The sequence below is a fragment of the Ruegeria sp. AL2 genome (genome assembly GCF_056540845.1).
The window spans coordinates 697,149-718,754 of the sequence record NZ_JBQFXM010000001.1 but is presented as its reverse complement, the minus strand read 5'-3'; the positions used below and the strand labels follow the sequence as shown (position 1 = coordinate 718,754).

Sequence of the window (21,606 nt, the reverse complement as noted above, 5' to 3'; positions counted from 1 at the left end):
ATAGGGAATAGCCGCAACAGCGTCCAGTAGGGCGGCGGCGCCGATAGGGGCGCCGCGGCAATTTAGTCGTTGATGTCGTGGTTGAAGGTTTTGACCTGACCTTGCGGCAATGCAAACAGTTTCCGCAAAACAAGCCACGCAATCAGTGACATCACTGCGAAGATCAACACCAACACGTTCAAAGACAGAGCCATTCCGGATACGGCAAGGATAAGGCCCGTGACTGCGGCTCCGATTGCAAAGCCCAGAAAAATGAACCCTGGCAAGACAATCTCAAGGATACCCAGCGCCAATGCGGCGGCGAGCCATATCCACCAGGTCAACCAGAAGGGGTCTGCCATCAATTTCCTCCTTTTAGCATTTTGAATGCATCACCAAAGGCTTCCAGTGCGTTGGCAGGCACAACAATAGTTTGCTTGCCAGTACCGTTTCCAAGCGCATTCAGGGCTTCAACCTGCTTCAAGGCAACCTGATACTGGGCCGCTTCAATGCCGTTATCCTGAATGGCCTTGGCGACCACACCTGTGGCATAAGCTTCGGCTTCGGCCTGAATGCGCCGCGCCTTGGCGGTTTGTTCCGCCGCATAAAGCTCGGCGTCGGCATGCAGCTCGACTGCGCGCTTCTTGCCCTCGGCTTCTGTCACCTGCGCACGACGGGCGCGTTCGGCGTTCAGCTGTTGCAGCATGGCGTCACGGGTGGCCTGATCCAGATTTACGTCCAGAATCTCGGCGCGGGTGACTTCGATGCCCCAGTCATCGACAGCGGTTTCAACGCTTTCCTGAATACGCGTGATCAGTTGGGACCGGTTCGACTGGACCTCATCCAAATCCATTTTACCAATCTCGGCGCGAACGATCCCGGCGACAGTGGTAGCAATCGCGCCATCAACGTCGCGGATTCGGTAGACCGTCTTTTCAGGTTCGAGAATACGGTAGAAGACCGATGTATCGATCTGCACCAAAACGTTGTCCTTGGTGATTGCGTCCTGCGTCGCGTTTGGCAGTTGGCGTTCCAGGATCGAGATCTTGTGGCGCGCAATGTCCAGCAGCGGAACGATAAAGTTGATGCCGGGGCCAAGCACGGAATGCAGGCGCCCAAACCGTTCAACCACATATTTTTCGGACTGAGGCACAATCTTGATGCCCTTGAAAATGATAACAATTACCAGCACCGCGGCCAGCAGGTAAATGATGTTTGACGAAAGCAATCCGATGATTTGGTCTTCGGTCATACTGTCCTCTTGTTTTTGTGTACTATAGTATACATGTGGCGATTGAGTCGCTCAATTTCAACTCTGGTATGAGGGGAAAGCAGTCCCATGCAAATGCCTCGATAATGAAACGCTGTATCGAAAAATCGTGCTGTGACCGCTTTGCATCCCTAATTGTTTGCGGTATCGGGCGGGGATGAAACTGATAATCGATACAGATCCTGGCATCGATGATGCCATGGCTATCGCCTATGCCGCTGCAGCACCCGAGATCGAGCTGATCGGCCTGACCACGGTGTTTGGAAACACGCATGTACATCAATCCAGCCGCAATGCCCGGTTCCTGCTAGATAAACTGGGTCTGGATTTGCCTGTCGCGGAAGGGGCTGCCGTTGCATTGGGTGCCGATGCGCATTCGCCATCCGAACATGTGCATGGTCCCGAAGGATTCGGTGACCTGACTGACATTCCCGAGATTGGAAGTAACCACGCCCTGCCGGCTGCTGAATTTCTGGTCGACATGGCACGAACCCATAAGAAAGAACTGGTGGTTTGCGCCGTGGGCCCTCTGACCAACATCGCCAACGCCATTCGTCTGGATCCGGAATTCGCCGACAATCTGGGGCGTTTGGTTATAATGGGCGGGGCGGTGTACTGCCCGGGTAATATTACAGTACATGCTGAGGCCAACATCTATCATGATGCGATTGCCGCTGAAGAGGTCTTTGCCACGCCGCCGGAAACCGTTCTTGTCGGTTTGGATGTCACGCTGAAAACGCTCTACGAGACTGCGGATTTCGAAAGCCTGGCAATGCGATCACCTGATATGGGGTCCTTTCTGCGCGATATCTCTCGCTTTTACCTGAAGTTCTACAAGGACGTCGGTGGTCTGGAAGGCTGCGGCCTGCACGATTCGACGGCTGTGATCGCTTGTTCTCATGGTGCCATGTTTGACATGGTCGAAACGGGTCTGCGGGTTGTCACCGAAGGCGACCAGAAGGGGGCAACGCGACCTGATCCGGAACTTCCCGTAGTTCGGGTCTGCCGCGACGTCGACGGGGCAGGGGTTGTTCAACTGTTTACAGACCGTGTTGCCTCGCTACCCTGACGGGTTGCAAAGACCAAACGGATCGGGCAAAGCCTGCCCGGTTCGGCGACCCGAGGGATGACATGACCCAACAGTTTTCTTTTGATCTGAAGGCAACAGACGGCAAGGCCAGGACCGGAGTGATCAGCACACCGCGCGGCGACGTGAGAACGCCTGCCTTTATGCCGGTTGGCACTGCGGCAACGGTCAAAGCGATGATGCCGGAAAGCGTTCGGGCGACCGGGGCAGACATCCTGCTGGGGAACACTTATCACCTGATGCTGCGTCCGACCGCTGAGCGTATTGATCGACTGGGTGGACTGCACAAATTCATGAACTGGGATCGGCCCATTCTGACAGATTCCGGCGGATTTCAGGTCATGTCGCTGGCCGGTTTGCGCAAGCTGACTGAAAAGGGCGTGACCTTCAAATCTCATATCGACGGATCAAAGCACGAATTGACGCCGGAACGGTCGATGGAGATCCAGCGCCTGTTGGGCTCGGACATTGTCATGTGTTTCGATGAATGCCCTGCGCTGCCAGCGGATCGTGACCGCATTGCCGAGTCAATGCGCCTGTCGATGCGTTGGGCCGAACGGTCGCGCGATGCGTTTGGCGATCGTCCGGGGCATGCGCTTTTTGGCATCATGCAAGGTGGGCTGGAAAAAGACCTGCGCGAAGAAAGCGCCGAGGCGTTGAAATCTATCGGTTTCGAAGGCTACGCAGTTGGTGGCCTGGCGGTCGGCGAAGGGCAGGAGGCCATGTTCTCTTGTCTCGATTATGCCCCCGATTTCCTGCCATCGGACAAGCCGCGCTATCTGATGGGCGTTGGCAAGCCCGACGACATCGTCGGTGCTGTTGCCCGCGGGATCGACATGATGGACTGTGTGTTGCCCTCGCGGTCTGGGCGAACAGGGCAGGTTTTCACCCGTTACGGTGTGGTGAACATCAAGAATGCCCGTCACGCAGACGATCCGCGGCCGCTGGACGAACGCTGCACTTGCCCGGCTTGTTCGAATTATTCCCGCGCTTACCTGCACCACGTGTTCCGCGCGAATGAGATGATCTCTGGCATGTTGCTGACATGGCATAACCTGCATTATTTTCAGGAGATCATGGCCGGCATGCGCGACGCGATTGCGGATGGTGCGTTCGAAGCCTGGCAGGCCGATTTCCACGCGCAACGCGCGCAGGGGGATATCGAACCGCTGTGATATTTTGCCCTCTCCAGGAAGAAATCTGCCAGTTCTGCGCAGCCGGGCTGTTTTCTGGCGACTGATCGCGCAAGACCGGGGCGTATCCTACTATTTTGGTGGATATGTTCCCGGCACGCCTTGCAGTCCGCCAAACCTCGGTTCATTCTGATTGGTGATACATGGCGGTAAGGTTGAAAATGGGCGATGAGGCCCCACCTTTATCGTCCAAGACAGGAGACGGACAAATGTTGCCTCGATGAGGGACAAGTTCCGTCTTGCCAACGATAAGGATAGAGCATGCAAGAGCCTCTGAATTCCTCCTACCCCGTCCTGCCGCTGCGCGATATTGTGGTGTTCCCACATATGATCGTGCCGCTTTTCGTAGGCCGTGACAAATCGGTCCGCGCGCTGGAAGAGGTGATGCAGGATGACAAGCAAATTCTGTTGTCCAGCCAGATCGATCCCGGCGTTGACGATCCGGATGAAGAAGGCATCTACCGCACCGGCGTTTTGGCCAATGTGCTGCAACTTCTGAAGCTGCCCGATGGCACGGTGAAAGTGCTGGTCGAGGGGCAGGCGCGCGTTCAGATCACCGAGTTTCTGGAAAACGAAGAGTTTTTCGAAGCCCGCGCGGAATACCTGACCGAAATTCCCGGCGACGTCACCACGACCGAAGCGCTGTTGCGCACTGTCGCGGATGAGTTCGAGCGTTACGCCAAAGTGCGCAAGAACATCCCCGAAGAGGCACTGACCGCAGTAGGCGATACCACCGAGCCTGCGAAGCTGGCCGACCTTGTGTCCGGGCATCTGGGCATAGAAGTCGAACAAAAGCAGGAGCTTCTGGAAACCCTCAGCGTCAGCGAGCGGCTTGAGAAGGTCTATGGCCTGATGCAGGGCGAGATGTCTGTTCTGCAGGTCGAGAAGAAGATCAAGACCCGTGTCAAATCCCAGATGGAGAAGACGCAGCGTGAGTATTATCTGAATGAGCAGATGAAGGCCATTCAGAGGGAACTTGGCGATGGCGAGGACGGCAGCAACGAAGTTGCTGAACTGGAAGCCAAAATCGCCGAAACCAAGCTGTCGAAAGAAGCGCGGGAAAAGGCCGAGGGTGAGCTTAAGAAGCTCAAGAACATGTCACCTATGTCGGCCGAAGCCACAGTTGTGCGCAACTATCTGGATTGGATTCTTGCTCTGCCTTGGGGCACTAAATCCCGTGTCAAAAAGGATCTGGGCCGCGCGCAGGAGATTCTGGACGCGGACCATTATGGGCTTGAGAAGGTCAAGGAACGGATCGTTGAATACCTCGCGGTTCAGCAGCGCTCGAAAAAGCTGAAAGGGCCGATTCTTTGCCTTGTCGGCCCTCCGGGCGTGGGCAAGACCTCTCTGGGTAAGTCGGTTGCCAAAGCTACCGGGCGTGAGTTCATTCGCATCTCACTGGGTGGTGTTCGAGACGAATCCGAGATCCGGGGCCATCGTCGGACCTATATCGGCTCCATGCCCGGCAAAATCATTCAGGCGTTGAAAAAGGCGAAGACCACGAACCCGCTGATTTTGTTGGATGAAATCGACAAGATGGGACAGGATTTCCGGGGCGACCCAGCATCCGCGATGCTTGAGGTGCTGGACCCGGAACAGAACAACACGTTCATGGACCATTATCTTGAGGTTGAATATGACCTGTCCAACGTGATGTTCCTGACCACGTCGAACAGCTACAACATGCCCGGGCCTTTGCTTGACCGGATGGAGATCATCCCGTTGGCCGGTTACACAGAGGACGAAAAGCGTGAGATCGCCAAGCAGCACCTGATCAGCAAACAGGTCAAGAACCATGGTTTGAAAGCCAAGGAATTCGAACTGACCGATGAGGCGCTGCAAAAGATCATCCGCACCTATACCCGCGAGGCGGGCGTACGGAACCTTGAACGTGAAATCGCCAAGGTCGCGCGCAAATCGTTGACCAAGATCATCAAGAAGGATGCGGAAACCGTTAAGGTTACACCCGAAAACCTGCAAGATTTCCTGGGCGTGCCGAAATTCCGTTACGGCCTGGCCGAGCAGGACGATCAGGTTGGTGTTGTCACCGGTCTTGCCTGGACGTCAGTAGGTGGCGACCTGCTGCATATCGAAGCGTTAAAACTGCCCGGCAAAGGGCGGATGAAGACGACCGGTAAGCTGGGCGATGTGATGAAGGAATCCATCGACGCCGCTTCGTCCTATGTGCGTTCGATTTCGCCTCAGATCGGGGTGAAGCCGCCGCAGTTTGACAAGATCGACATTCACGTTCACGTGCCGGATGGGGCGACACCCAAGGATGGCCCATCGGCAGGTCTGGCCATGGTCACGTCGATTGTCTCGGTTCTGACCGGTATTCCGGTTCGGAAAGACATCGCGATGACCGGCGAAGTCTCACTGCGCGGGAATGCGATGCCGATTGGTGGATTGAAAGAAAAGCTACTGGCCGCGCTGCGTGGTGGGATAAAGACCGTTCTGATCCCGGAAGAGAATGAAAAGGATCTCGCGGATATCCCGGACAACGTCAAAGAAGGGCTGAAGATCATCCCGGTCAAACATGTCTCGGAAGTTCTGGAACACGCATTGGTGCGCAAACCTGAACCGATCGAGTGGGATGAAGCCGCGGAAGAAGCCGCAGCAGCGGCCGCCGCGTCGACCGGTAATACCGGACCTTCCGCAACGGCGCATTAAGTCTTTGGAAAATCAAATAAAGGCGAAGCAATAGCTTCGCCTTTATTTGTCGAGGGATGTAGTGAAAACTGCAACATGCAGCGCCACAACGCTGGATGAAACCAGTGTATCATTTTGGGCATCGGCGAGCTTTGAAAATGGTGGGTGATAACGGATTTGAACCGCTGACATCTTCGATGTGAACGAAGCGCTCTACCACTGAGCTAATCACCCATGGGACGGGGTGATATCTTTCCCGAAGGTTGGCTGCAAGGGAAATAGAACCCGCGGCATCCGCAAAAAATCGCGCCGTATACAAAAACCTGGAATTTGACAAAAAACTTGAAAACGCCGCTTGACGCTGCCCGAGCGTAGCCATAATACACCCAAACGTTCAGCAATGAACTTGCAGCGGGCGGTTGTAGCTCAGTTGGTTAGAGTACCGGCCTGTCACGCCGGGGGTCGCGGGTTCGAGCCCCGTCAACCGCGCCATCGCTGCCATCCTTGGTCCAGGTTAAAGGCCACGAAAATAGATGCGCGGTTGTAGCTCAGTTGGTTAGAGTACCGGCCTGTCACGCCGGGGGTCGCGGGTTCGAGCCCCGTCAACCGCGCCATTTTCCTCCTCTAACAGATCAAGGGTTGCGCCTTTTTAGGCACCTTTAGTCAATCCTGTGTTCATTGCAGGTTTTGATCGGCGAAAATTCGACTGTTCACTAAATGTTCTAACTTTTCTGTTGGAGTCTTGGTCTGGCTCGCCTATCTCTTAACCACTTGTTTGTTGGGGGCCGCATATGGCTGAGCTGAAGAATATCGAGGTGCGCGGCGCGCGCGAACATAACCTCAAAGGTATAGACGTTGATATCCCTCGGGATCAGTTGGTGGTCATAACTGGACTGTCGGGTTCGGGGAAGTCCTCATTGGCGTTTGACACCATCTATGCAGAAGGCCAGCGCCGGTATGTCGAAAGCCTTTCGGCCTATGCCCGGCAGTTCCTGGATATGATGGAAAAACCGGATGTCGATCACATCAGCGGCCTGTCTCCGGCAATTTCGATTGAACAAAAGACGACGTCCAAGAACCCGCGTTCAACTGTGGGCACGGTAACCGAGATCTATGACTATCTGCGTCTGCTGTTTGCCCGCGCCGGAACGCCCTACAGCCCAGCCACCGGGCAACCGATTGAAGCGCAGCAGGTGCAGGACATGGTCGACCGGATCATGACAATGGAAGTCGGTACGCGCGGTTATCTTCTGGCCCCCATCGTGCGAGATCGGAAGGGTGAGTACAAAAAAGAATTCCTGGAGCTGCGCAAACAGGGTTTCCAGCGCGTCAAGGTGGACGGAGAGTTCTACGAACTGGATCAACCGCCTGTATTGGATAAGAAATTCCGTCACGATATCGATGTGGTTGTTGATCGACTGGTCGTGCGGGAAGGTATGGAAACGCGCCTGGCCGACAGCCTGCGCACCGCTCTGGATCTGGCGGACGGGATTGCCATATTGGAAACTGCCCCGCGTGTGGATGATCCGGAACGCATCACATTCAGCGAGAATTTTGCCTGCCCGGTCAGCGGTTTCACCATTCCCGAAATCGAACCACGCCTGTTTTCATTCAACGCGCCGTTCGGTGCCTGCCCGGATTGCGACGGTCTTGGGGTCGAGTTGTTTTTCGATGAGCGCCTGGTGGTGCCGGACCAGACGCTGAAACTCTACGATGGCGCTTTGGCCCCATGGCGCAAGGGTAAATCCCCGTATTTCCTACAAACCATCGAGGCCATTGCGCGCCATTACGAGTTTGACAAGAACACGCCCTGGAAAAACCTGCCTAAAAATGTGCAGGAGGTCTTTCTGCGTGGGTCCGGGGATGATGAAATTCAGTTCCGGTACGACGAAGGTGGGCGCGTCTATCAGGTGACCCGCAGTTTTGAAGGCGTGATCCCGAATATGGAACGCCGGTACCGCGAAACCGACAGCGCATGGATTCGTGAGGAATTTGAACGATATCAAAACAATCGTCCCTGCGGCGCCTGCGAAGGTTACAGGCTTCGGGCCGAAGCGCTGGCGGTAAAGATCGCCGGGCTGCATGTGGGGCAGGTGGTGCAGATGTCGATCCGTGAGGCTTTGGCGTGGATCGAAGACGCGCCCAACCACCTGAGCGCCCAGAAAAACGAAATTGCCCGCGCCATTCTCAAGGAAATTCGCGAGCGACTTGGTTTCCTGAATAACGTTGGTTTGGAATATCTTACGCTGTCCCGTTCAAGCGGAACACTGTCAGGTGGCGAGAGCCAGCGTATTCGTCTGGCCAGTCAGATCGGCTCGGGGCTGACCGGGGTTCTCTATGTGCTGGATGAGCCTTCGATCGGGCTGCATCAGCGAGACAATGACCGGCTTCTGGGCACGCTCAAGAACCTGAGGGATCAGGGCAATACGGTGATCGTTGTAGAACATGACGAGGAAGCCATCCGCGAAGCTGACTATGTTTTCGACATCGGTCCGGGAGCAGGTGTACATGGCGGGCAGGTGGTCAGTCATGGAACGCCTGCGCAAATCGCGGCGGATGCGGCCTCCATTACCGGGCAGTACCTTGCAGGAACGCGTGAAATCGCAGTTCCGGTACAGCGCCGTAAAGGCAAGAAGCAGAAAGTCACGGTGGTCAAGGCCACAGGCAACAACCTGAAGAATGTCACAGCCGAATTCCCCTTGGGCAAATTCGTTTGTGTCACCGGAGTGTCTGGCGGGGGTAAATCCACCCTCACCATCGAGACATTGTTCAAAACCGCGTCAATGCGGCTGAACGGAGCACGTCAGACACCAGCACCCTGTGAAACCATCAAGGGGCTGGAACACCTCGATAAGGTCATCGACATCGACCAGCGACCCATTGGGCGAACGCCGCGTTCAAACCCGGCGACTTATACTGGCGCCTTTACCCCGATCCGAGATTGGTTTGCCGGTCTGCCCGAGGCTAAGGCACGCGGATACAAACCGGGTCGCTTCAGCTTTAACGTCAAAGGCGGGCGGTGCGAGGCATGTCAGGGTGACGGTGTCATCAAGATCGAGATGCACTTTCTGCCGGATGTCTACGTGACTTGCGAAACCTGCAAAGGCGCGCGGTATAACCGCGAGACGCTTGAGATCAAGTTCAAGGGCAAATCCATCGCGGATGTGCTTGATATGACAGTGGAAGATGCGCAGGAGTTCTTCAAGGCCGTGCCGTCAATCCGGGACAAGATGGACGCCCTTGCTCGTGTGGGTCTTGGCTATATCAAGGTGGGTCAACAAGCCACAACGTTGTCAGGTGGCGAGGCGCAGCGGGTAAAGCTGTCTAAGGAACTGTCGAAGCGTTCAACCGGGCGAACGCTCTATATTCTCGACGAACCGACAACAGGTCTGCATTTCGAAGATGTGCGCAAGCTGTTGGAAGTGCTGCACGAACTTGTCGATCAGGGCAATACTGTGGTGGTGATTGAACATAATCTGGATGTGGTCAAAACTGCGGATCATATCATCGACATTGGACCTGAAGGTGGTGATGGCGGTGGCGAAATCGTCGCCACCGGAACACCAGAAGACATAGCCGATGTTGAACGCAGCCACACCGGGCGATACCTGAAGCCGATGCTGAAAGGGGCGCGCGTCGCGGCAGAATAAGTGCCTAGACGCGGCCTCAGTTCAGGATATCTGCGATCGCGCCGATCAGGTTCAGGACTTTGCGTGTCTCGGGGTCGACCCGGTACACGTAATCACCCGCACGGACATATGAGTAGTTTCGGTTCAACCCATAGCGATAGGGGTCATTGATCCAACGGTAGTCGTTGGTAATGAAGTCACCATCGCGATAGATTTTCTTTGCCTGACCAGGCGGCACGCAGGGAACGGATTTCTTGGCCAGACCCGGAGGGCAATGCCCGGCCTTATTCTTTGCAACCGCGGCAACCGGGGAAAGGGCCAAAGCCGCCAGAGTTGCCGTCGTCACCAAAAATCTCGTCATGTCGCCGTCCTTTGCGATTTGGCCAGCCGGGCCTTTTGTTCATGACTGCCTAGATGGTCGCTTGCCCAACATCTGTCAAATCGTTGGGCAAGATGCCGCCAGTTGTCTTATTCACGCCCGCGCTTTTCGAACCGTGGCAGCATGGCACTGAAATCGCGTCCCTTGCCATCTTCATTCTCGACAAATTGCTCATAAAGCGCGGTGGCAACCTGACCCATCGGTGTATCTGCATCTGCACTCTCTGCCGCCTGCTGGCTCAGGCGCAGGTCCTTCAACATAAGCTCGGCCGCGAAACCGGGGGCGTACCCATTGTCCGCCGGGCTTTGCGGACCGACACCGGGGGCAGGGCAATAGGCGTTCATCGTCCAACTGTATCCGGACGACGTACTTACCACGTCAAACATCTTCTGCCGGTCCAGACCAAGCTTGTCGGCTAGGGCGAAGGCTTCACAGGTTGCGATCATGGTGACACCAAGGATCATGTTATTGCAGATTTTGGCGGCCTGGCCGGCACCGGCCTTACCACAGTGAACAGCTTTCTGCCCCATGATGTCGAACAGGGGGGATGCCTTGGCAAACGCGGCCTCTGATCCGCCAGCCATGAAGGTCAGCGTGCCAGCCGCAGCACCACCGATGCCGCCTGAAACCGGCGCGTCTACGGACAACAGTCCGGCGTTGATGGCCTGATCCGCAACTGCCCGCGCGCTTTCCACATCAACCGTCGAGCAATCGATTAACACGGCACCTTGCGCCATTGCGGGAATGATTTGATCGGCAACGGCCCTCAGAATCGCACCGTTTGGCAGCATCGTGATGACAGCATCGGCCGCTGCGACGGCTTCCGAAGCGGTTTCGGCCGGAGTAACCCCGTCAACCGTCACGCCCGCTGTGTCAAAGCCAAGTACCTTATGACCGGCTTTTGCCAGATTGGCCGCCATTGGCGCGCCCATGTTTCCCAGTCCGATGAAACCGATTTGCATCTCTTAATCCTCTTCGAAAGTCAGGGCGTCCGCACCCAGGGGCTGAAGCATTTTCGACACGGCAACCAGAGGGACGTTCATGTCAGGAAACTGCCAGTTCGGATTGCGATCCTTGTCGATGATCTGCGCGCGGATACCTTCCAGAAAATCTCCATGCTCCATCGCGCGGTAGGTGAAACGATACTCCATCTCCAGAGCTCGGCGTATGGTCAGAGAAGGGGTGCGCAGGCGGTGAAGAATCTCGATCGTGCAGGCCACGGAAAGCGGCGCGTTCTTCCTCAGTATGCCCAGAGTTTTTTCCGAAAACTCACTGTCGTCGCTGTGCAGACTGTTCAGAACGTCGCCAAGGGTTTCACCGGAAAAATGCTGATCGATCTGGGCCTGCAAGTTCGCCAATTCACCAACAGGCGGTGTATCAGCATGGTCAGCCAATAGTTCAGCGTTTCCAGAGGCTTCGAGCAGCTCGATCAGATCGGACCATTGTGATTGTGGGATGAAAAGATCGGCAAACCCTGCATAGATCGCATCCGCAGGCCCCATCCGATAGCCCGTTGTCCCCAGAAACTCACCCGTGCGTCCGGGTGCAAGGGCCAGCATCAAAGAGCCGCCGACATCCGGCACCAGTCCGATGGAGCATTCTGGCATGGCTATCTTTGCACTTTCACCTACAACGCGATGGCTGCCATGGCATCCGATGCCAACACCGCCGCCCATCGCGAACCCCTGAAGAAAGCTGATGACCGGCTTTGGATATTCGAAGATCAGGGCATTCAGACGGTATTCGTCACGCCAGAATTTCTGACCGTAAGAGAAATCGCCCTTGGTGCCGGTTTCATAAAGTTCAGCAATATCACCGCCCGAGCAGAAGGCTTTTTCCCCTTCGGCGTCCAGGATGATCAGGTCAATCTCATCGTCCTCGCGCCAGTTGCGCAGCGCTGTGTCGATGGCCATGCACATGTCATAGGTCATCGCGTTCAGCGCATGAGGACGGGTCAGGGTGATACGCCCGGCACGGCCTGTGGTGCGGATATCGATATCTGACATGGATGCCTCAGCGATTGGCAAGCAACTGGCGCGATACGATCACACGCATGATCTCATTCGTGCCTTCCAATATCTGGTGCACACGAAGATCACGCACAAGCTTTTCGATGCCGTAATCAGCAAGGTAGCCATAACCACCATGCAATTGCAGGCACTGATCCACCACTTTCGATCCGGTCTCAGTGACGAATTTCTTGGCCATAGCGCAGAACTTCGTGGCATCGGATGCGCCCTGATCCAGCTTCCAGGCTGCCTGCCGAAGGAACGTACGCGCGGCCTGCAATTCGATCTCCATATCCGCCAGACGGAACTGAAGGGCCTGAAACTGGTCGATGGATTGGCCAAAAGCCTTACGTTCAGACATGTATTGCAGCGTCATGTCCAGCCCCGCCTGAGCGGCCCCAAGGGAACAGGCCGAAATGTTAAGCCGCCCGCCATCCAGCCCCATCATCGCATATTTGAACCCGTCTCCTTCCGTGCCCACAAGGTTTCCGGCCGGTATCTTGCAATCGTCGAACTGAACTTGCGCGGTGGGTTGGCTTTTCCAGCCCATCTTCTGCTCGAGCGCGCCGAAGCTGAGTCCGGGCGTGCCGTCTTCAACGTAAACGGTCGATATCCCTTTGGGTCCATCCTGACCGGTACGCACCATGCAGACGTAAGCGTCGGAATATCCGCCGCCTGAAATGAAGGCTTTTGTTCCGTTCAGCGTATAGCCTTCATTGGTTCGTTCGGCACGTGTTTTCAGCGCCGCCGCATCCGATCCAGAGCCGGGCTCGGTCAAGCAATAACTCAGCACAGTTTTCAAGCTCAGAACATCGGGCATAATGCGCGCCTTGAGGTCATCGTCGGCAAAATTGTCGAGCATCTTGGCGCACATGTTATGGATCGACAGGAAGGCTGCGACCGACGGGCAGGCCATCGATAAGGCCTCAAAAACCAGGGTTGCATCCAGACGGGTCAGGTTTGACCCACCGCTAGCCTCTGACACGTAAAGGGCACCGAAGCCAAGCTCTCCGATTTGGGGCCACAAGGTTTTGGGGATCGTTCCATCAGCCTCCCATTGCCGGGCAAAAGGGGCGATATGTTCCTGCCCAAAGGCATGTGCCATATCGAAAATGGCTGTTTGTTCCTCGCTGAGTGCGAAATCCATGGCGCTCCCTCCCATCGGCAATGAATTGAACAGTTGTTTATTTCTGAATTCTTACAGAAATTTTGCAGGTTCAACAATGGCTCTGGGCACGGGGCTGTTGTCGTTAGTGCCTAAAGATCCGCATGGAACTCTTCGATCAGGTGGCGTACGACGGCCTTGCCGGGATCTTCTCCTCGTGCGGCAGCCTCGGCGTGAACGCGGCGCTGGCGTGTGGCCGAGGTGCCGTTTTCGGCAATCTGCCGCAGGCGGGCCAGTTCCGACATTGTGCCCAGTGCCTCGGCATCTTCGGCCAGCAATCCCATCAGATCACCGATCAAATCAGACATGGGTTTGATCGAGCGATCGCCGAAGTCGATCAATCCTTCGCCCACACCATATCGCTGTGCGCGCCAGCGGTTTTCACCTATAAGAAAGCGATCATATTGCCGCCAGCGCAAGTTGCGATCTTTCAAGCGGCACAACATTCTGGTCAACGCCTGAATAAGGGCGGCAAGTGAAAGCGTGTGCTCCAACCTTGGCTGGACATCCATAATCCGCGTTTCAAGCGTTGGAAAGCGATGCGAGGGGCGCAGGTCCCACCAGATCTTAGTGGTATCTTCAATGACCCCCAGTTCAATCAAAATACCTGTCGTGCGTTCATATTCGCCCCAGCTTGCAAAGACCGGCGGCAGACCAGTGCGCGGCAAATTGTCAAAGACAGTCAGGCGGTACGAAGACAGGCCCGTATCCTCGCCATTCCAGAAAGGCGAGGACGTGGACAACGCCAGAAGATGCGGCAGGAAGTAAGACAATTGCGGCATCAGATCAGAACGCAATGCTTGGCTTTCAACCCCGACATGAACATGCATTCCGCAGATCAGCATCCGGCGGGCCACGCCCCCCAGCGCATGTTGCAGCGCATCATAGCGTTCTTTGCGGGTGTGATGCTGATCCTTCCAGTTTGCGAAAGGGTGGCACGACACGGCAATTGGCGACAGATTATAATCCGCTGCCCGTTCTGATACACAGGACCGCAGGCGTTTCAGGTCCTCGCGCGCCGAAGCAACGGTTGCATGCGGGCGGGTGCCGACTTCAATCTGGCATTGCAGGAATTCGGGGCTGACCTGACCTTCGAAATCATTCTGACAGGCTTCCATCAGCGCTTCGGGGGCTTCGGACAATTGGAGGCTGTCGCGGTCTACAAGAAGGTATTCTTCTTCGATCCCGATCGTGAATTCCTGCTGCATGGCGGCCCTCGCGGTAGTTATTTCGATCAGTGAATACGGAAATTTTCTTTTTGCCAAGGGTTTGCCCGGCTTGTCCTTGCAGAGGAACGACTAGCAAAGGTAAGGAACATCGCAGCAAAGACTACGGAGCCAGCGACTTGAAACCCAGAAAATTCCCGCAGATCAACGCCGCCCTGGATGAGCTGGGTGTGAAACTGGTCGACAAGGTCACCGAACAGGATGAGCGCACACGGTTGGAAGCTTTTGAGGCTGCCGGAGGTCTGACGCGCCCCGTCTATGCTTTGTCCCCGGGGATGGATGGGTTTGATATTTCGCAGCTGGCCAGTGAATACGCCATGCACAAGAATGCGCTAGAGGCGCTGAAGGATCCAGAGCGCAATCAGACTGGCTATCGTACCGGAAACGGCTATTACGACAGCCCGGACGCGGATGCCTTGTATCTGATGATCCGCCGCTTTCAGCCCCGGCGGGTGATCGAGGTTGGATGCGGTAACTCGACCCGAGTAACCCGGCAGGCGGTCATCGATAGCGGGTTTAACACCACAATTACGGCAATCGATCCGTATCCCCGCGCTGACATTGCCCATGTTGTTGATCGGTTCGAACAAAAACGGCTGGAGGAGGCCGACCCGGCGCTGTTTTCAGAGCTGGAAGCCGGCGACATCCTGTTTATTGATTCCAGCCACGTCGTGCGGATGAGCAACGACGTCGCTCATCTTTTTTGCCGCATCATTCCAACACTGAAGCCCGGAGTGGTGATCCATGTGCACGATGTTTTTCTGCCCTACGAATACCCCAAGCGGTTCTTCTATGACTGCCCGGGTTGGGGTGAGCAGTACATGCTGCACGCTTTGCTGCAATCTGGCGCGTATTCAATGCTTTGGCCGGGATATTACCTGCAACAGGATCGACCCGATGCCGTCGCCGATTTGCCCTTTTTGGCTGAAGGGCGCGCGCAAAGCATCTGGGTGCAGCTAAAAGAAAAATGATCTCAGACTGATCCGGCGTGACGAAAGCCCCGTATCCCTTTCCATAACAAGCTGGAGAGGAGAAGACAGCCATGTTTCGTCGTACTTTTATGGGTGCCGCCGCCGCATTTGCATTTGCCATGCCGCTCAAAGCGCAGGCTGCAGATATCGTTGATACCGCTGTAGCAGCCGGATCGTTCAACACGTTGGTGGCCGCAGTTCAAGCCGCAGGTTTGGTAGATACCTTGAAAGGAAAAGGTCCATTCACCGTCTTTGCCCCGACAGACGAAGCCTTTGCCGCACTACCCGAAGGCACGGTGGAAACGTTGTTGTTGCCGGAGAACAAGGATCAACTCGTATCGATCCTGACATACCATGTAGTACCAGCCAAAGTGATGTCCGGCGACATTGCTGGCAAGCGCGCCAAGGTTCTGACTGTTCAGGGTGATCGGCTTAGCGTGAATGCCAAAAACGGCGTCAAAGTGAATGACGCCAAGGTCATACAGGCAGATATTGAAGCCAGCAATGGCGTGATCCACGTGGTCGACGCTGTTATCCTGCCGGAATGACGCTCTGTTCCTAAAGAGATCAAAGCCCCGGCGTATGACCGGGGCTTTTGCTTTTCTGAGCTGGTAGATTAGATCAAACGAACCTGTGTGCCGACCTTAACCAGCGGATACAGTTCTTCGACATGCTGGTTGTAAAGGCCGATACAGCCAGACGAGCTCTGCCGGCCGATCTTGCGGGTGTCATGCGTGCCATGAACCAGGTAAGCGGGCCAGTCCAAGTACATTGCACGGGTGCCCAGCGGGTTTCCGGGATCACCGCCATCGATCCGAATAGGCAGGCTGGGGTCACGCTCGCGCATCGAGGCAGTCGGTGTCCAGCTTGGAAACTCGGTCTTGCGCACAACTTTTGTGTAGCCGCGTTTTGTAAGCTCTTCGCTCATGGGAACAGAGCTGGGGTACAGCTTATAGGTGCCATCCGGTGCCCAATAGTGAACCGCGCGGCTGGTAATGTCGGCCAACAGGCAGCCTACGCCCAGCTCATCAAAATGGTCCTGCCAGTTTTGCTGCGAGAAGGACGACACATTGCGTCGTACCGGCAACTGTGTGCTGATCGCGTCTTCGGTTTGCGGGAAAGCATCAGTGCTTTGTGCCCGAACAAGGGCGGGGGTCGCCATCAGGGATGCAACGCCCAGCAGGGCGGAACGACGAGTTATTCGGGATTGGGACAAGGTTGCCTCCGGTAAGTTCACTGCTCGCTGTGTATTTGGCGGCAAGATATTTCCATTGGACGCAATTTTCCAGAGCGACGCACCTGAATTTCTTGTGAGCGTGGGGAATTTGAAAGCTGGTCGGCGGAAAGATGCAAAAACCCGGCCCTGAATGGGGCCGGGTTCCATGGTCGTGCAGGCTGAAATCAGTCCATGGCTTTGAAGTTGAACTCGCCACCTTCCTTGATGCCGGACGGCCAACGTGCGGTCACTGTTTTAGTGCGAGTGTAGAACTTGAAGCTGTCCGGGCCATGCTGGTTCAGATCACCAAACATGGATTTTTTCCAACCACCAAAAGTGTGATAAGCCAGCGGAACGGGGATCGGAACGTTGATACCCACCATGCCGATATTGATCCGGCTCGCAAAGTCGCGCGCTGTGTCACCGTCGCGGGTAAAGATCGCTGTGCCGTTGCCGTATTCGTGGTCCATCGCCAGGCCAATCGCCTCTTCGTAGGAACCTGCTCGGACAGTCGACAGAACCGGGCCAAAGATCTCTTGTTTGTATATGTCCATGTCCGGAGTGACGTGGTCAAACAGGTGCGGGCCGACAAAGAAACCGTCCTCATAACCTTGCAGGCTGAAGTCGCGGTTATCGACAACCAGCTTTGCGCCTTGCTCGACACCCGAATTGATCAGGCCAAGGATACGTTCTTTCGCGGCGGCGGTTACAACAGGGCCCATGTCGACATCGTCACCAGCGGTGTAGGGGCCTACTTTCAGCTTTTCGACGCGTGGGATCAGCTTTTCGATCAGCTTGTCCGCGGTTTCTTCACCAACGGGAACCGCAACAGAGATTGCCATGCAGCGTTCGCCAGCTGCGCCAAACCCGGCACCGACCAGCGCGTCGGCGGCCTGATCCAGATCGGCGTCCGGCATGACGATCATGTGGTTCTTGGCACCACCAAAACACTGCGCGCGTTTGCCGTTTGCTGTGGCGCGGCTATAGATATACTGCGCGATCGGGGTAGACCCCACAAAGCTGACGCCCTGAATGATCTCGCTGTCGAGGATCGTATCAACGGCCTCTTTGTCGCCATTCACGACCTGAAACACGCCTTTGGGCAGACCGGCTTCGACAAACAGTTCGGCCAGCATCAGCGGAACCGAGGGGTCACGCTCGGAGGGTTTCAGAACAACGGCGTTACCGCAGGCCAGTGCAGGACCGACATGCCACAGTGGCATCATCGCAGGGAAGTTAAAGGGCATGATCGACCCCACGACACCTAGTGGTTGGCGCATGGAATACATGTCGATGCCGGGGCCTGCGCTGTCTGTAAACTCACCCTTCAGCATCTGCGGTGCACCGATGCAGTATTCGATCACTTCCAGACCACGCTGCAAGTCGCCCTTGGCATCGGGGATGGTCTTGCCGTGCTCGCGGCTTAGTGCCTCGGCCAGTTTGTCCATGTCGCGGTTCATCAGGCCGACCATTGCCATCATGACACGTGCACGTTTCTGAGGGTTGGTTGCGCCCCATTCCGGCTGGGCAGCGGCTGCGGCCTCAATCGCCGCCGTGGTTTCCGCAGCACTTGCCATCGGGCACTTGTATTGAACCTCGCCCGTTGCCGGGTTGTAGACGTTGTCGAAACGACCGGATGTACCGGCGACCATTTCGCCGTTCAGGAAATGGGTCAGATCTTGCATCAATAACTCCTCCGATAGATTTATGCGCACAATAGGCTTGCAGAAATCCCGCGAACAGAGGCAATGTCTCAAAAGAGTTTTGCAAAAATGCAAAAGGAAGCGGTGTGACTCCAAACTGGGACGATATGCGGATCTTTCTGGCCGTGGCGCGCGAGGAAAGTCTTTCCTCCGCTGGTCGTATCCTGAAAATCGACCCCGCCACCGTGGGGCGACGTGTTGCGCGATTGGAGGCGACGCTGGATTCTGCGTTGTTCACCAAGTCGCAGCAGGGCTATGTCCTGACACCGGCAGGGCAGCGCCTGTTGGAGCATGGGTTGCATGCCGAAGAGGCGATGCGCGCAGCGGCCGGGGCCGTGGCAGGATCCACGAAATCACTCAGCGGGCAAATCCGGATCGGCGCGCCAGATGGCAGCGCAAATTACCTGTTGCCCCAGGTCTGCGCCAGGATCAGTGATTCAAACCCGGAACTGGATATTCAGATTCTGGCTCTGCCGAGGGTGATCAACCTGTCCCGTCGCGAGGCCGATATGGCCGTGACCGTCAGCGCGCCAACCGCAGGGCAGCTTTTGGTCAAGAAAGTCAGTGACTACAAACTGCACATGGTCGCGACCGATGAATATTTGAAACGTCACGAACCAATCCACTCGGTCGCTGACCTCAAGGGGCACCGGTTGATCGGTTACATCCCTGACATGATCTTTGACCGCGAACTGGATTACCTGAACGATATTGGGGTTGACCGTGTCGCGCTTGCATCGAACTCGGTCTCGGTGCAATTGCGGCAGGTCAGTTTGGGAACAGGCGTTTGCGTGGCACATGACTTTACGTTGCCGTTCCATCCGGGGCTACGGAAAATCCTGACGGATCAATTGAGTCTGACACGAAGTTTCTATCTGGTCCGGCATGAAGGAGATCAGCGCAATGAACGGCTGAACCGCTTTGCCGATGCCCTAACGCGCGGCATTCGCGAGGAAGTGCTTCGATTGGAAGCAGATGCCGGTGCTTGACAGGTCGCCACAATCGCGCAACTCTTTGGAAAAAGTGTTATTATTCCGGAGGAATTCTTCATGTTGGTACAGGCTATCCTGACGTCCAAAGCGACAAACGGCGTTGTAACGGTGGCGCCAACGGCGACAGTTTCAGAAGCCTCGAAAATTCTTGCGGAAAAGCGGATCGGGACGGTTGTTATTTCGGACGATGGCGGAGAAACCGCTATTGGAATTCTGTCTGAACGCGACATCGTCCGCGAGCTTGCCGCCAGCGGTAGTGGCTGTCTCGACCAGCCTGTAAAATTCTACATGACGCAAGATCTGATCACGACGACGCGTCAGGCCTCTGTTCAGGATATCATGGCCCGCATGACAGAAGGGCGCTTTCGCCATATGCCGGTTGTCGAAGACGGTAAACTGATCGGCATCGTCACACTTGGTGACGTGGTAAAGGCCCAACTGGCCGAACTGGCGATGGAAAAAGACGCCCTGGAAGGCATGATAATGGGGCACTGACAGCAATGGGTGCCAAAGCAATCACTTGCACCTGCAGCAAAGTTGTGTTTGCTTGCGCAGAAATTTTGTTGCGCAGGAGGGCGCGATGCGGGTTGGTTTGTATCCGGGAACCTTTGACCCTATCACCATAGGGCACATCGATATCATTCGCCGGGCGGCTGCATTGGTGGATAAACTGGTCATTGGCGTCGCCATCAACCGGGACAAAGGCCCGTTGTTCTCGCTGGAAGAGCGCGTCGCCATGATCGAGGCCGAATGTGCCGAACTGACCGAACAAACCGGCACGGAAATCATCGCTCATCCCTTCGAAAATCTCTTGATCGATTGCGCAAGGGATGTCGGTGCGCAGATCATTGTACGCGGTTTGCGCGCTGTCGCGGATTTCGAGTATGAATTCCAGATGGTTGGTATGAACCGCGCACTGGACGACTCGATCGAGACTGTTTTTTTGATGGCCGAAGCACGCCATCAGGCGATTGCTTCAAAACTGGTGAAAGAAATTGCCCGCTTGAACGGGGACGTGTCAAAGTTTGTCACGCCCCGTGTCAATGCCGCACTGCGCGAGCGGTTAGGCTAGGGCACCCATCGAGGCGGCCGTATCCAGCATCCGGTTCGAAAAGCCCCATTCGTTGTCATACCAGGCCAGCACGCGAACCAGCGTGCCGTCGGTGACTTTGGTTTCTGCCAGTGACACCGTCGAGCTGTGCGAGTCGTGGTTGAAATCGACCGAGACCAGAGGACGGCTTTCCGCCGCCAGAACACCAGGGATCTTTGCTGCGGCGTCAATGAAAAGTTGATTGACCTCATCTTCGGTCGTTGGGCGCGAAACCTCGGCAACCAGATCAACGACCGAAACGTTCGGGGTGGGTACCCGGATGGCCTGACCGGTCAATTTGCCCTTGAGTTGCGGCAGTACCAGCCCCACAGCGGCGGCTGCACCGGTTGTGGTGGGGATCATCGACAGGGCTGCGGCGCGCGACAGGTAGGGGTCTTTTCCAACTGTGTCATGCACCGGCTGGCTGGCGGTATAGGCGTGAACGGTGGTCATGTTGCCATGTTTGATGCCAAGACCAGCGTCCAAAGCTGCGGCAACCGGAGAAAGACAATTCGTGGTGCAGGATGCGTTCGATACGATCAGATCGTCGGCGGTCAGTTCGTTATCGTTGACACCAAAGACGATGGTTTTCACACCGCCGTCACCCCGTGCAGGGGCTGAGATCAGGACTTTCCGCGATCCGTTCTTAAAGTGACGTTCCGCTGCTTCGCGGGTGCGGAAAACCCCGGTGCATTCCAGAACAACGTCGATATCAGACCAAGGCAGGTCTTCGGGATTACGCTCACTGCTCAGGCGGATCGGGCCGCGCCCCACATCCATGCCGGCGTCTGTAAGCGTGACAGGGTTGGGATAACGGCCATGAACACTGTCAAACTCGAATAGATGCGCGTTCATGTCGGGTTTGCCCAAGTCGTTGATCGCGACGATCTCAACGTCTGTACGTCCGCTTTCCATCACCGCGCGCAGAACCCCGCGCCCGATCCGTCCAAATCCGTTGATCGCTAGTTTCAGGGTCATGGTTCGCTCCGTACAAATATCACAGTTATATGAGTTAGCGCTAACAATTACACATCAAGAGAAATGTCAA

At 55.9% G+C, this 21,606-nt stretch carries 19 protein-coding genes and 3 tRNA genes; 11 read left to right on the top strand and 11 right to left on the bottom strand.

The features are described 5' to 3' along the window. Positions 1 to 62: 62 nt before the first annotated feature. Complete coding sequence (locus ACR0ID_RS03605; protein ID WP_480603776.1) at positions 63 to 341, bottom strand: NfeD family protein; 279 nt, start codon at positions 339 to 341, stop codon at positions 63 to 65. Beyond that, positions 341 to 1,231, bottom strand: coding sequence for an SPFH domain-containing protein (locus ACR0ID_RS03600; protein WP_480603773.1), 891 nt, complete (start codon positions 1,229 to 1,231; stop codon positions 341 to 343). Before ACR0ID_RS03600 ends, ACR0ID_RS03605 begins: the two co-directional genes overlap by 1 nt. Before the next feature lie 175 nt (positions 1,232 to 1,406). Here ACR0ID_RS03600 and ACR0ID_RS03595 point away from each other — a divergent pair, with 175 nt between their 5' ends. The 3 genes from ACR0ID_RS03595 to lon all read left to right on the top strand — a co-directional run bounded on the left by ACR0ID_RS03595 (position 1,407) and on the right by lon (position 6,199). Continuing rightward, positions 1,407 to 2,318, top strand: coding sequence for a nucleoside hydrolase (locus tag ACR0ID_RS03595; protein WP_480603771.1), 912 nt, complete (start codon positions 1,407 to 1,409; stop codon positions 2,316 to 2,318). Between the two features lie 62 nt (positions 2,319 to 2,380). Further along, positions 2,381 to 3,511 (top strand): tRNA guanosine(34) transglycosylase Tgt, encoded by a 1,131-nt coding sequence (tgt, locus tag ACR0ID_RS03590; protein ID WP_480603768.1) that lies wholly within the window; start codon positions 2,381 to 2,383, stop codon positions 3,509 to 3,511. Positions 3,512 to 3,790: 279 nt separating this feature from the next. Continuing rightward, positions 3,791 to 6,199: an endopeptidase La gene (gene lon / locus ACR0ID_RS03585; protein WP_480472539.1), complete on the top strand. Its 2,409-nt coding sequence runs from the start codon at positions 3,791 to 3,793 to the stop codon at positions 6,197 to 6,199. A 138-nt stretch (positions 6,200 to 6,337) separates the two neighbouring features. Here the strand turns inward: lon and ACR0ID_RS03580 are convergent. After that, positions 6,338 to 6,412, bottom strand: a tRNA-Val gene (locus ACR0ID_RS03580). 181 nt (positions 6,413 to 6,593) lie between these two features. On the opposite strand from ACR0ID_RS03580, the gene ACR0ID_RS03575 reads away from it, so the two are divergent. From ACR0ID_RS03575 to uvrA, 3 genes are all read left to right on the top strand, one after another. Continuing rightward, positions 6,594 to 6,670: transfer RNA gene (locus tag ACR0ID_RS03575), tRNA-Asp, on the top strand. Between the two features lie 45 nt (positions 6,671 to 6,715). After that, positions 6,716 to 6,792, top strand: a tRNA-Asp gene (locus ACR0ID_RS03570). Between the two features lie 177 nt (positions 6,793 to 6,969). Next, positions 6,970 to 9,828 carry an excinuclease ABC subunit UvrA gene (uvrA, locus tag ACR0ID_RS03565; protein WP_480603765.1) on the top strand — a complete coding sequence of 953 codons (2,859 nt, stop codon included), beginning with the start codon at positions 6,970 to 6,972 and terminating at the stop codon, positions 9,826 to 9,828. Between the two features lie 16 nt (positions 9,829 to 9,844). Here uvrA and ACR0ID_RS03560 read toward each other — a convergent pair whose 3' ends face one another. From ACR0ID_RS03560 to ACR0ID_RS03540, 5 genes are all read right to left on the bottom strand, one after another. Beyond that, positions 9,845 to 10,168 carry a hypothetical protein gene (locus ACR0ID_RS03560; protein ID WP_209504052.1) on the bottom strand — a complete coding sequence of 108 codons (324 nt, stop codon included), beginning with the start codon at positions 10,166 to 10,168 and terminating at the stop codon, positions 9,845 to 9,847. Between the two features lie 107 nt (positions 10,169 to 10,275). Further along, complete coding sequence (gene mmsB / locus ACR0ID_RS03555) at positions 10,276 to 11,148, bottom strand: 3-hydroxyisobutyrate dehydrogenase (RefSeq protein WP_480603762.1); 873 nt, start codon at positions 11,146 to 11,148, stop codon at positions 10,276 to 10,278. A 3-nt stretch (positions 11,149 to 11,151) separates the two neighbouring features. Continuing rightward, positions 11,152 to 12,192, bottom strand: coding sequence for an enoyl-CoA hydratase/isomerase family protein (locus ACR0ID_RS03550; protein ID WP_480553388.1), 1,041 nt, complete (start codon positions 12,190 to 12,192; stop codon positions 11,152 to 11,154). 7 nt (positions 12,193 to 12,199) lie between these two features. Beyond that, entirely contained in the window at positions 12,200 to 13,342 is a 1,143-nt protein-coding gene (locus tag ACR0ID_RS03545) for an acyl-CoA dehydrogenase family protein (RefSeq protein WP_480493274.1), read from the bottom strand. 110 nt (positions 13,343 to 13,452) lie between these two features. Next, a complete protein-coding gene (locus ACR0ID_RS03540) occupies positions 13,453 to 14,568 on the bottom strand; it encodes a carboxylate-amine ligase (protein ID WP_480472551.1) in 1,116 nt (371 codons plus the stop codon). A gap of 137 nt (positions 14,569 to 14,705) precedes the next feature. Here ACR0ID_RS03540 and ACR0ID_RS03535 point away from each other — a divergent pair, with 137 nt between their 5' ends. Then, a complete protein-coding gene (locus ACR0ID_RS03535; protein ID WP_480603758.1) occupies positions 14,706 to 15,557 on the top strand; it encodes a class I SAM-dependent methyltransferase in 852 nt (283 codons plus the stop codon). A gap of 71 nt (positions 15,558 to 15,628) precedes the next feature. Further along, positions 15,629 to 16,105: a fasciclin domain-containing protein gene (locus ACR0ID_RS03530; protein WP_480516897.1), complete on the top strand. Its 477-nt coding sequence runs from the start codon at positions 15,629 to 15,631 to the stop codon at positions 16,103 to 16,105. A 68-nt stretch (positions 16,106 to 16,173) separates the two neighbouring features. Here ACR0ID_RS03530 and ACR0ID_RS03525 read toward each other — a convergent pair whose 3' ends face one another. Continuing rightward, positions 16,174 to 16,719, bottom strand: a complete 546-nt coding sequence (locus ACR0ID_RS03525) for a L,D-transpeptidase (RefSeq protein ID WP_480517736.1) — start codon at positions 16,717 to 16,719, stop codon at positions 16,174 to 16,176. A gap of 239 nt (positions 16,720 to 16,958) precedes the next feature. Continuing rightward, entirely contained in the window at positions 16,959 to 18,458 is a 1,500-nt protein-coding gene (locus tag ACR0ID_RS03520) for a CoA-acylating methylmalonate-semialdehyde dehydrogenase (RefSeq protein ID WP_209596112.1), read from the bottom strand. A gap of 125 nt (positions 18,459 to 18,583) precedes the next feature. Between ACR0ID_RS03520 and ACR0ID_RS03515 the strand changes: the two genes are divergently transcribed. From ACR0ID_RS03515 to coaD, 3 genes are all read left to right on the top strand, one after another. Beyond that, positions 18,584 to 19,465, top strand: a complete 882-nt coding sequence (locus tag ACR0ID_RS03515) for a LysR family transcriptional regulator (protein WP_480603885.1) — start codon at positions 18,584 to 18,586, stop codon at positions 19,463 to 19,465. Between the two features lie 60 nt (positions 19,466 to 19,525). Further along, on the top strand, positions 19,526 to 19,963 hold the full coding sequence (locus ACR0ID_RS03510; RefSeq protein ID WP_480603755.1) for a CBS domain-containing protein: 438 nt from the start codon (positions 19,526 to 19,528) through the stop codon (positions 19,961 to 19,963). Between the two features lie 85 nt (positions 19,964 to 20,048). Further along, entirely contained in the window at positions 20,049 to 20,540 is a 492-nt protein-coding gene (gene coaD / locus ACR0ID_RS03505; protein ID WP_209596116.1) for a pantetheine-phosphate adenylyltransferase, read from the top strand. On the opposite strand, the gene gap is transcribed toward coaD, so the two are convergent. Then, positions 20,532 to 21,536: a type I glyceraldehyde-3-phosphate dehydrogenase gene (gap, locus tag ACR0ID_RS03500; protein ID WP_480603753.1), complete on the bottom strand. Its 1,005-nt coding sequence runs from the start codon at positions 21,534 to 21,536 to the stop codon at positions 20,532 to 20,534. The genes coaD and gap overlap by 9 nt on opposite strands. Between the last annotated feature and the right edge of the window lie 70 nt (positions 21,537 to 21,606).

Coding starts and splice junctions, on each gene's coding strand:
- ACR0ID_RS03605 (WP_480603776.1), bottom strand. CDS start 341: ATGGCAGACCCCTTCTGGTTGACCTGGTGGATATGGCTCGCCGCCGCA.
- ACR0ID_RS03600 (WP_480603773.1), bottom strand. CDS start 1,231: ATGACCGAAGACCAAATCATCGGATTGCTTTCGTCAAACATCATTTAC.
- ACR0ID_RS03595 (WP_480603771.1), top strand. CDS start 1,407: ATGAAACTGATAATCGATACAGATCCTGGCATCGATGATGCCATGGCT.
- tgt (WP_480603768.1), top strand. CDS start 2,381: ATGACCCAACAGTTTTCTTTTGATCTGAAGGCAACAGACGGCAAGGCC.
- lon (WP_480472539.1), top strand. CDS start 3,791: ATGCAAGAGCCTCTGAATTCCTCCTACCCCGTCCTGCCGCTGCGCGAT.
- uvrA (WP_480603765.1), top strand. CDS start 6,970: ATGGCTGAGCTGAAGAATATCGAGGTGCGCGGCGCGCGCGAACATAAC.
- ACR0ID_RS03560 (WP_209504052.1), bottom strand. CDS start 10,168: ATGACGAGATTTTTGGTGACGACGGCAACTCTGGCGGCTTTGGCCCTT.
- mmsB (WP_480603762.1), bottom strand. CDS start 11,148: ATGCAAATCGGTTTCATCGGACTGGGAAACATGGGCGCGCCAATGGCG.
- ACR0ID_RS03550 (WP_480553388.1), bottom strand. CDS start 12,192: ATGTCAGATATCGATATCCGCACCACAGGCCGTGCCGGGCGTATCACC.
- ACR0ID_RS03545 (WP_480493274.1), bottom strand. CDS start 13,342: ATGGATTTCGCACTCAGCGAGGAACAAACAGCCATTTTCGATATGGCA.
- ACR0ID_RS03540 (WP_480472551.1), bottom strand. CDS start 14,568: ATGCAGCAGGAATTCACGATCGGGATCGAAGAAGAATACCTTCTTGTA.
- ACR0ID_RS03530 (WP_480516897.1), top strand. CDS start 15,629: ATGTTTCGTCGTACTTTTATGGGTGCCGCCGCCGCATTTGCATTTGCC.
- ACR0ID_RS03525 (WP_480517736.1), bottom strand. CDS start 16,719: ATGGCGACCCCCGCCCTTGTTCGGGCACAAAGCACTGATGCTTTCCCG.
- ACR0ID_RS03520 (WP_209596112.1), bottom strand. CDS start 18,458: ATGCAAGATCTGACCCATTTCCTGAACGGCGAAATGGTCGCCGGTACA.
- ACR0ID_RS03515 (WP_480603885.1), top strand. CDS start 18,584: ATGCGGATCTTTCTGGCCGTGGCGCGCGAGGAAAGTCTTTCCTCCGCT.
- ACR0ID_RS03510 (WP_480603755.1), top strand. CDS start 19,526: ATGTTGGTACAGGCTATCCTGACGTCCAAAGCGACAAACGGCGTTGTA.
- coaD (WP_209596116.1), top strand. CDS start 20,049: ATGCGGGTTGGTTTGTATCCGGGAACCTTTGACCCTATCACCATAGGG.
- gap (WP_480603753.1), bottom strand. CDS start 21,536: ATGACCCTGAAACTAGCGATCAACGGATTTGGACGGATCGGGCGCGGG.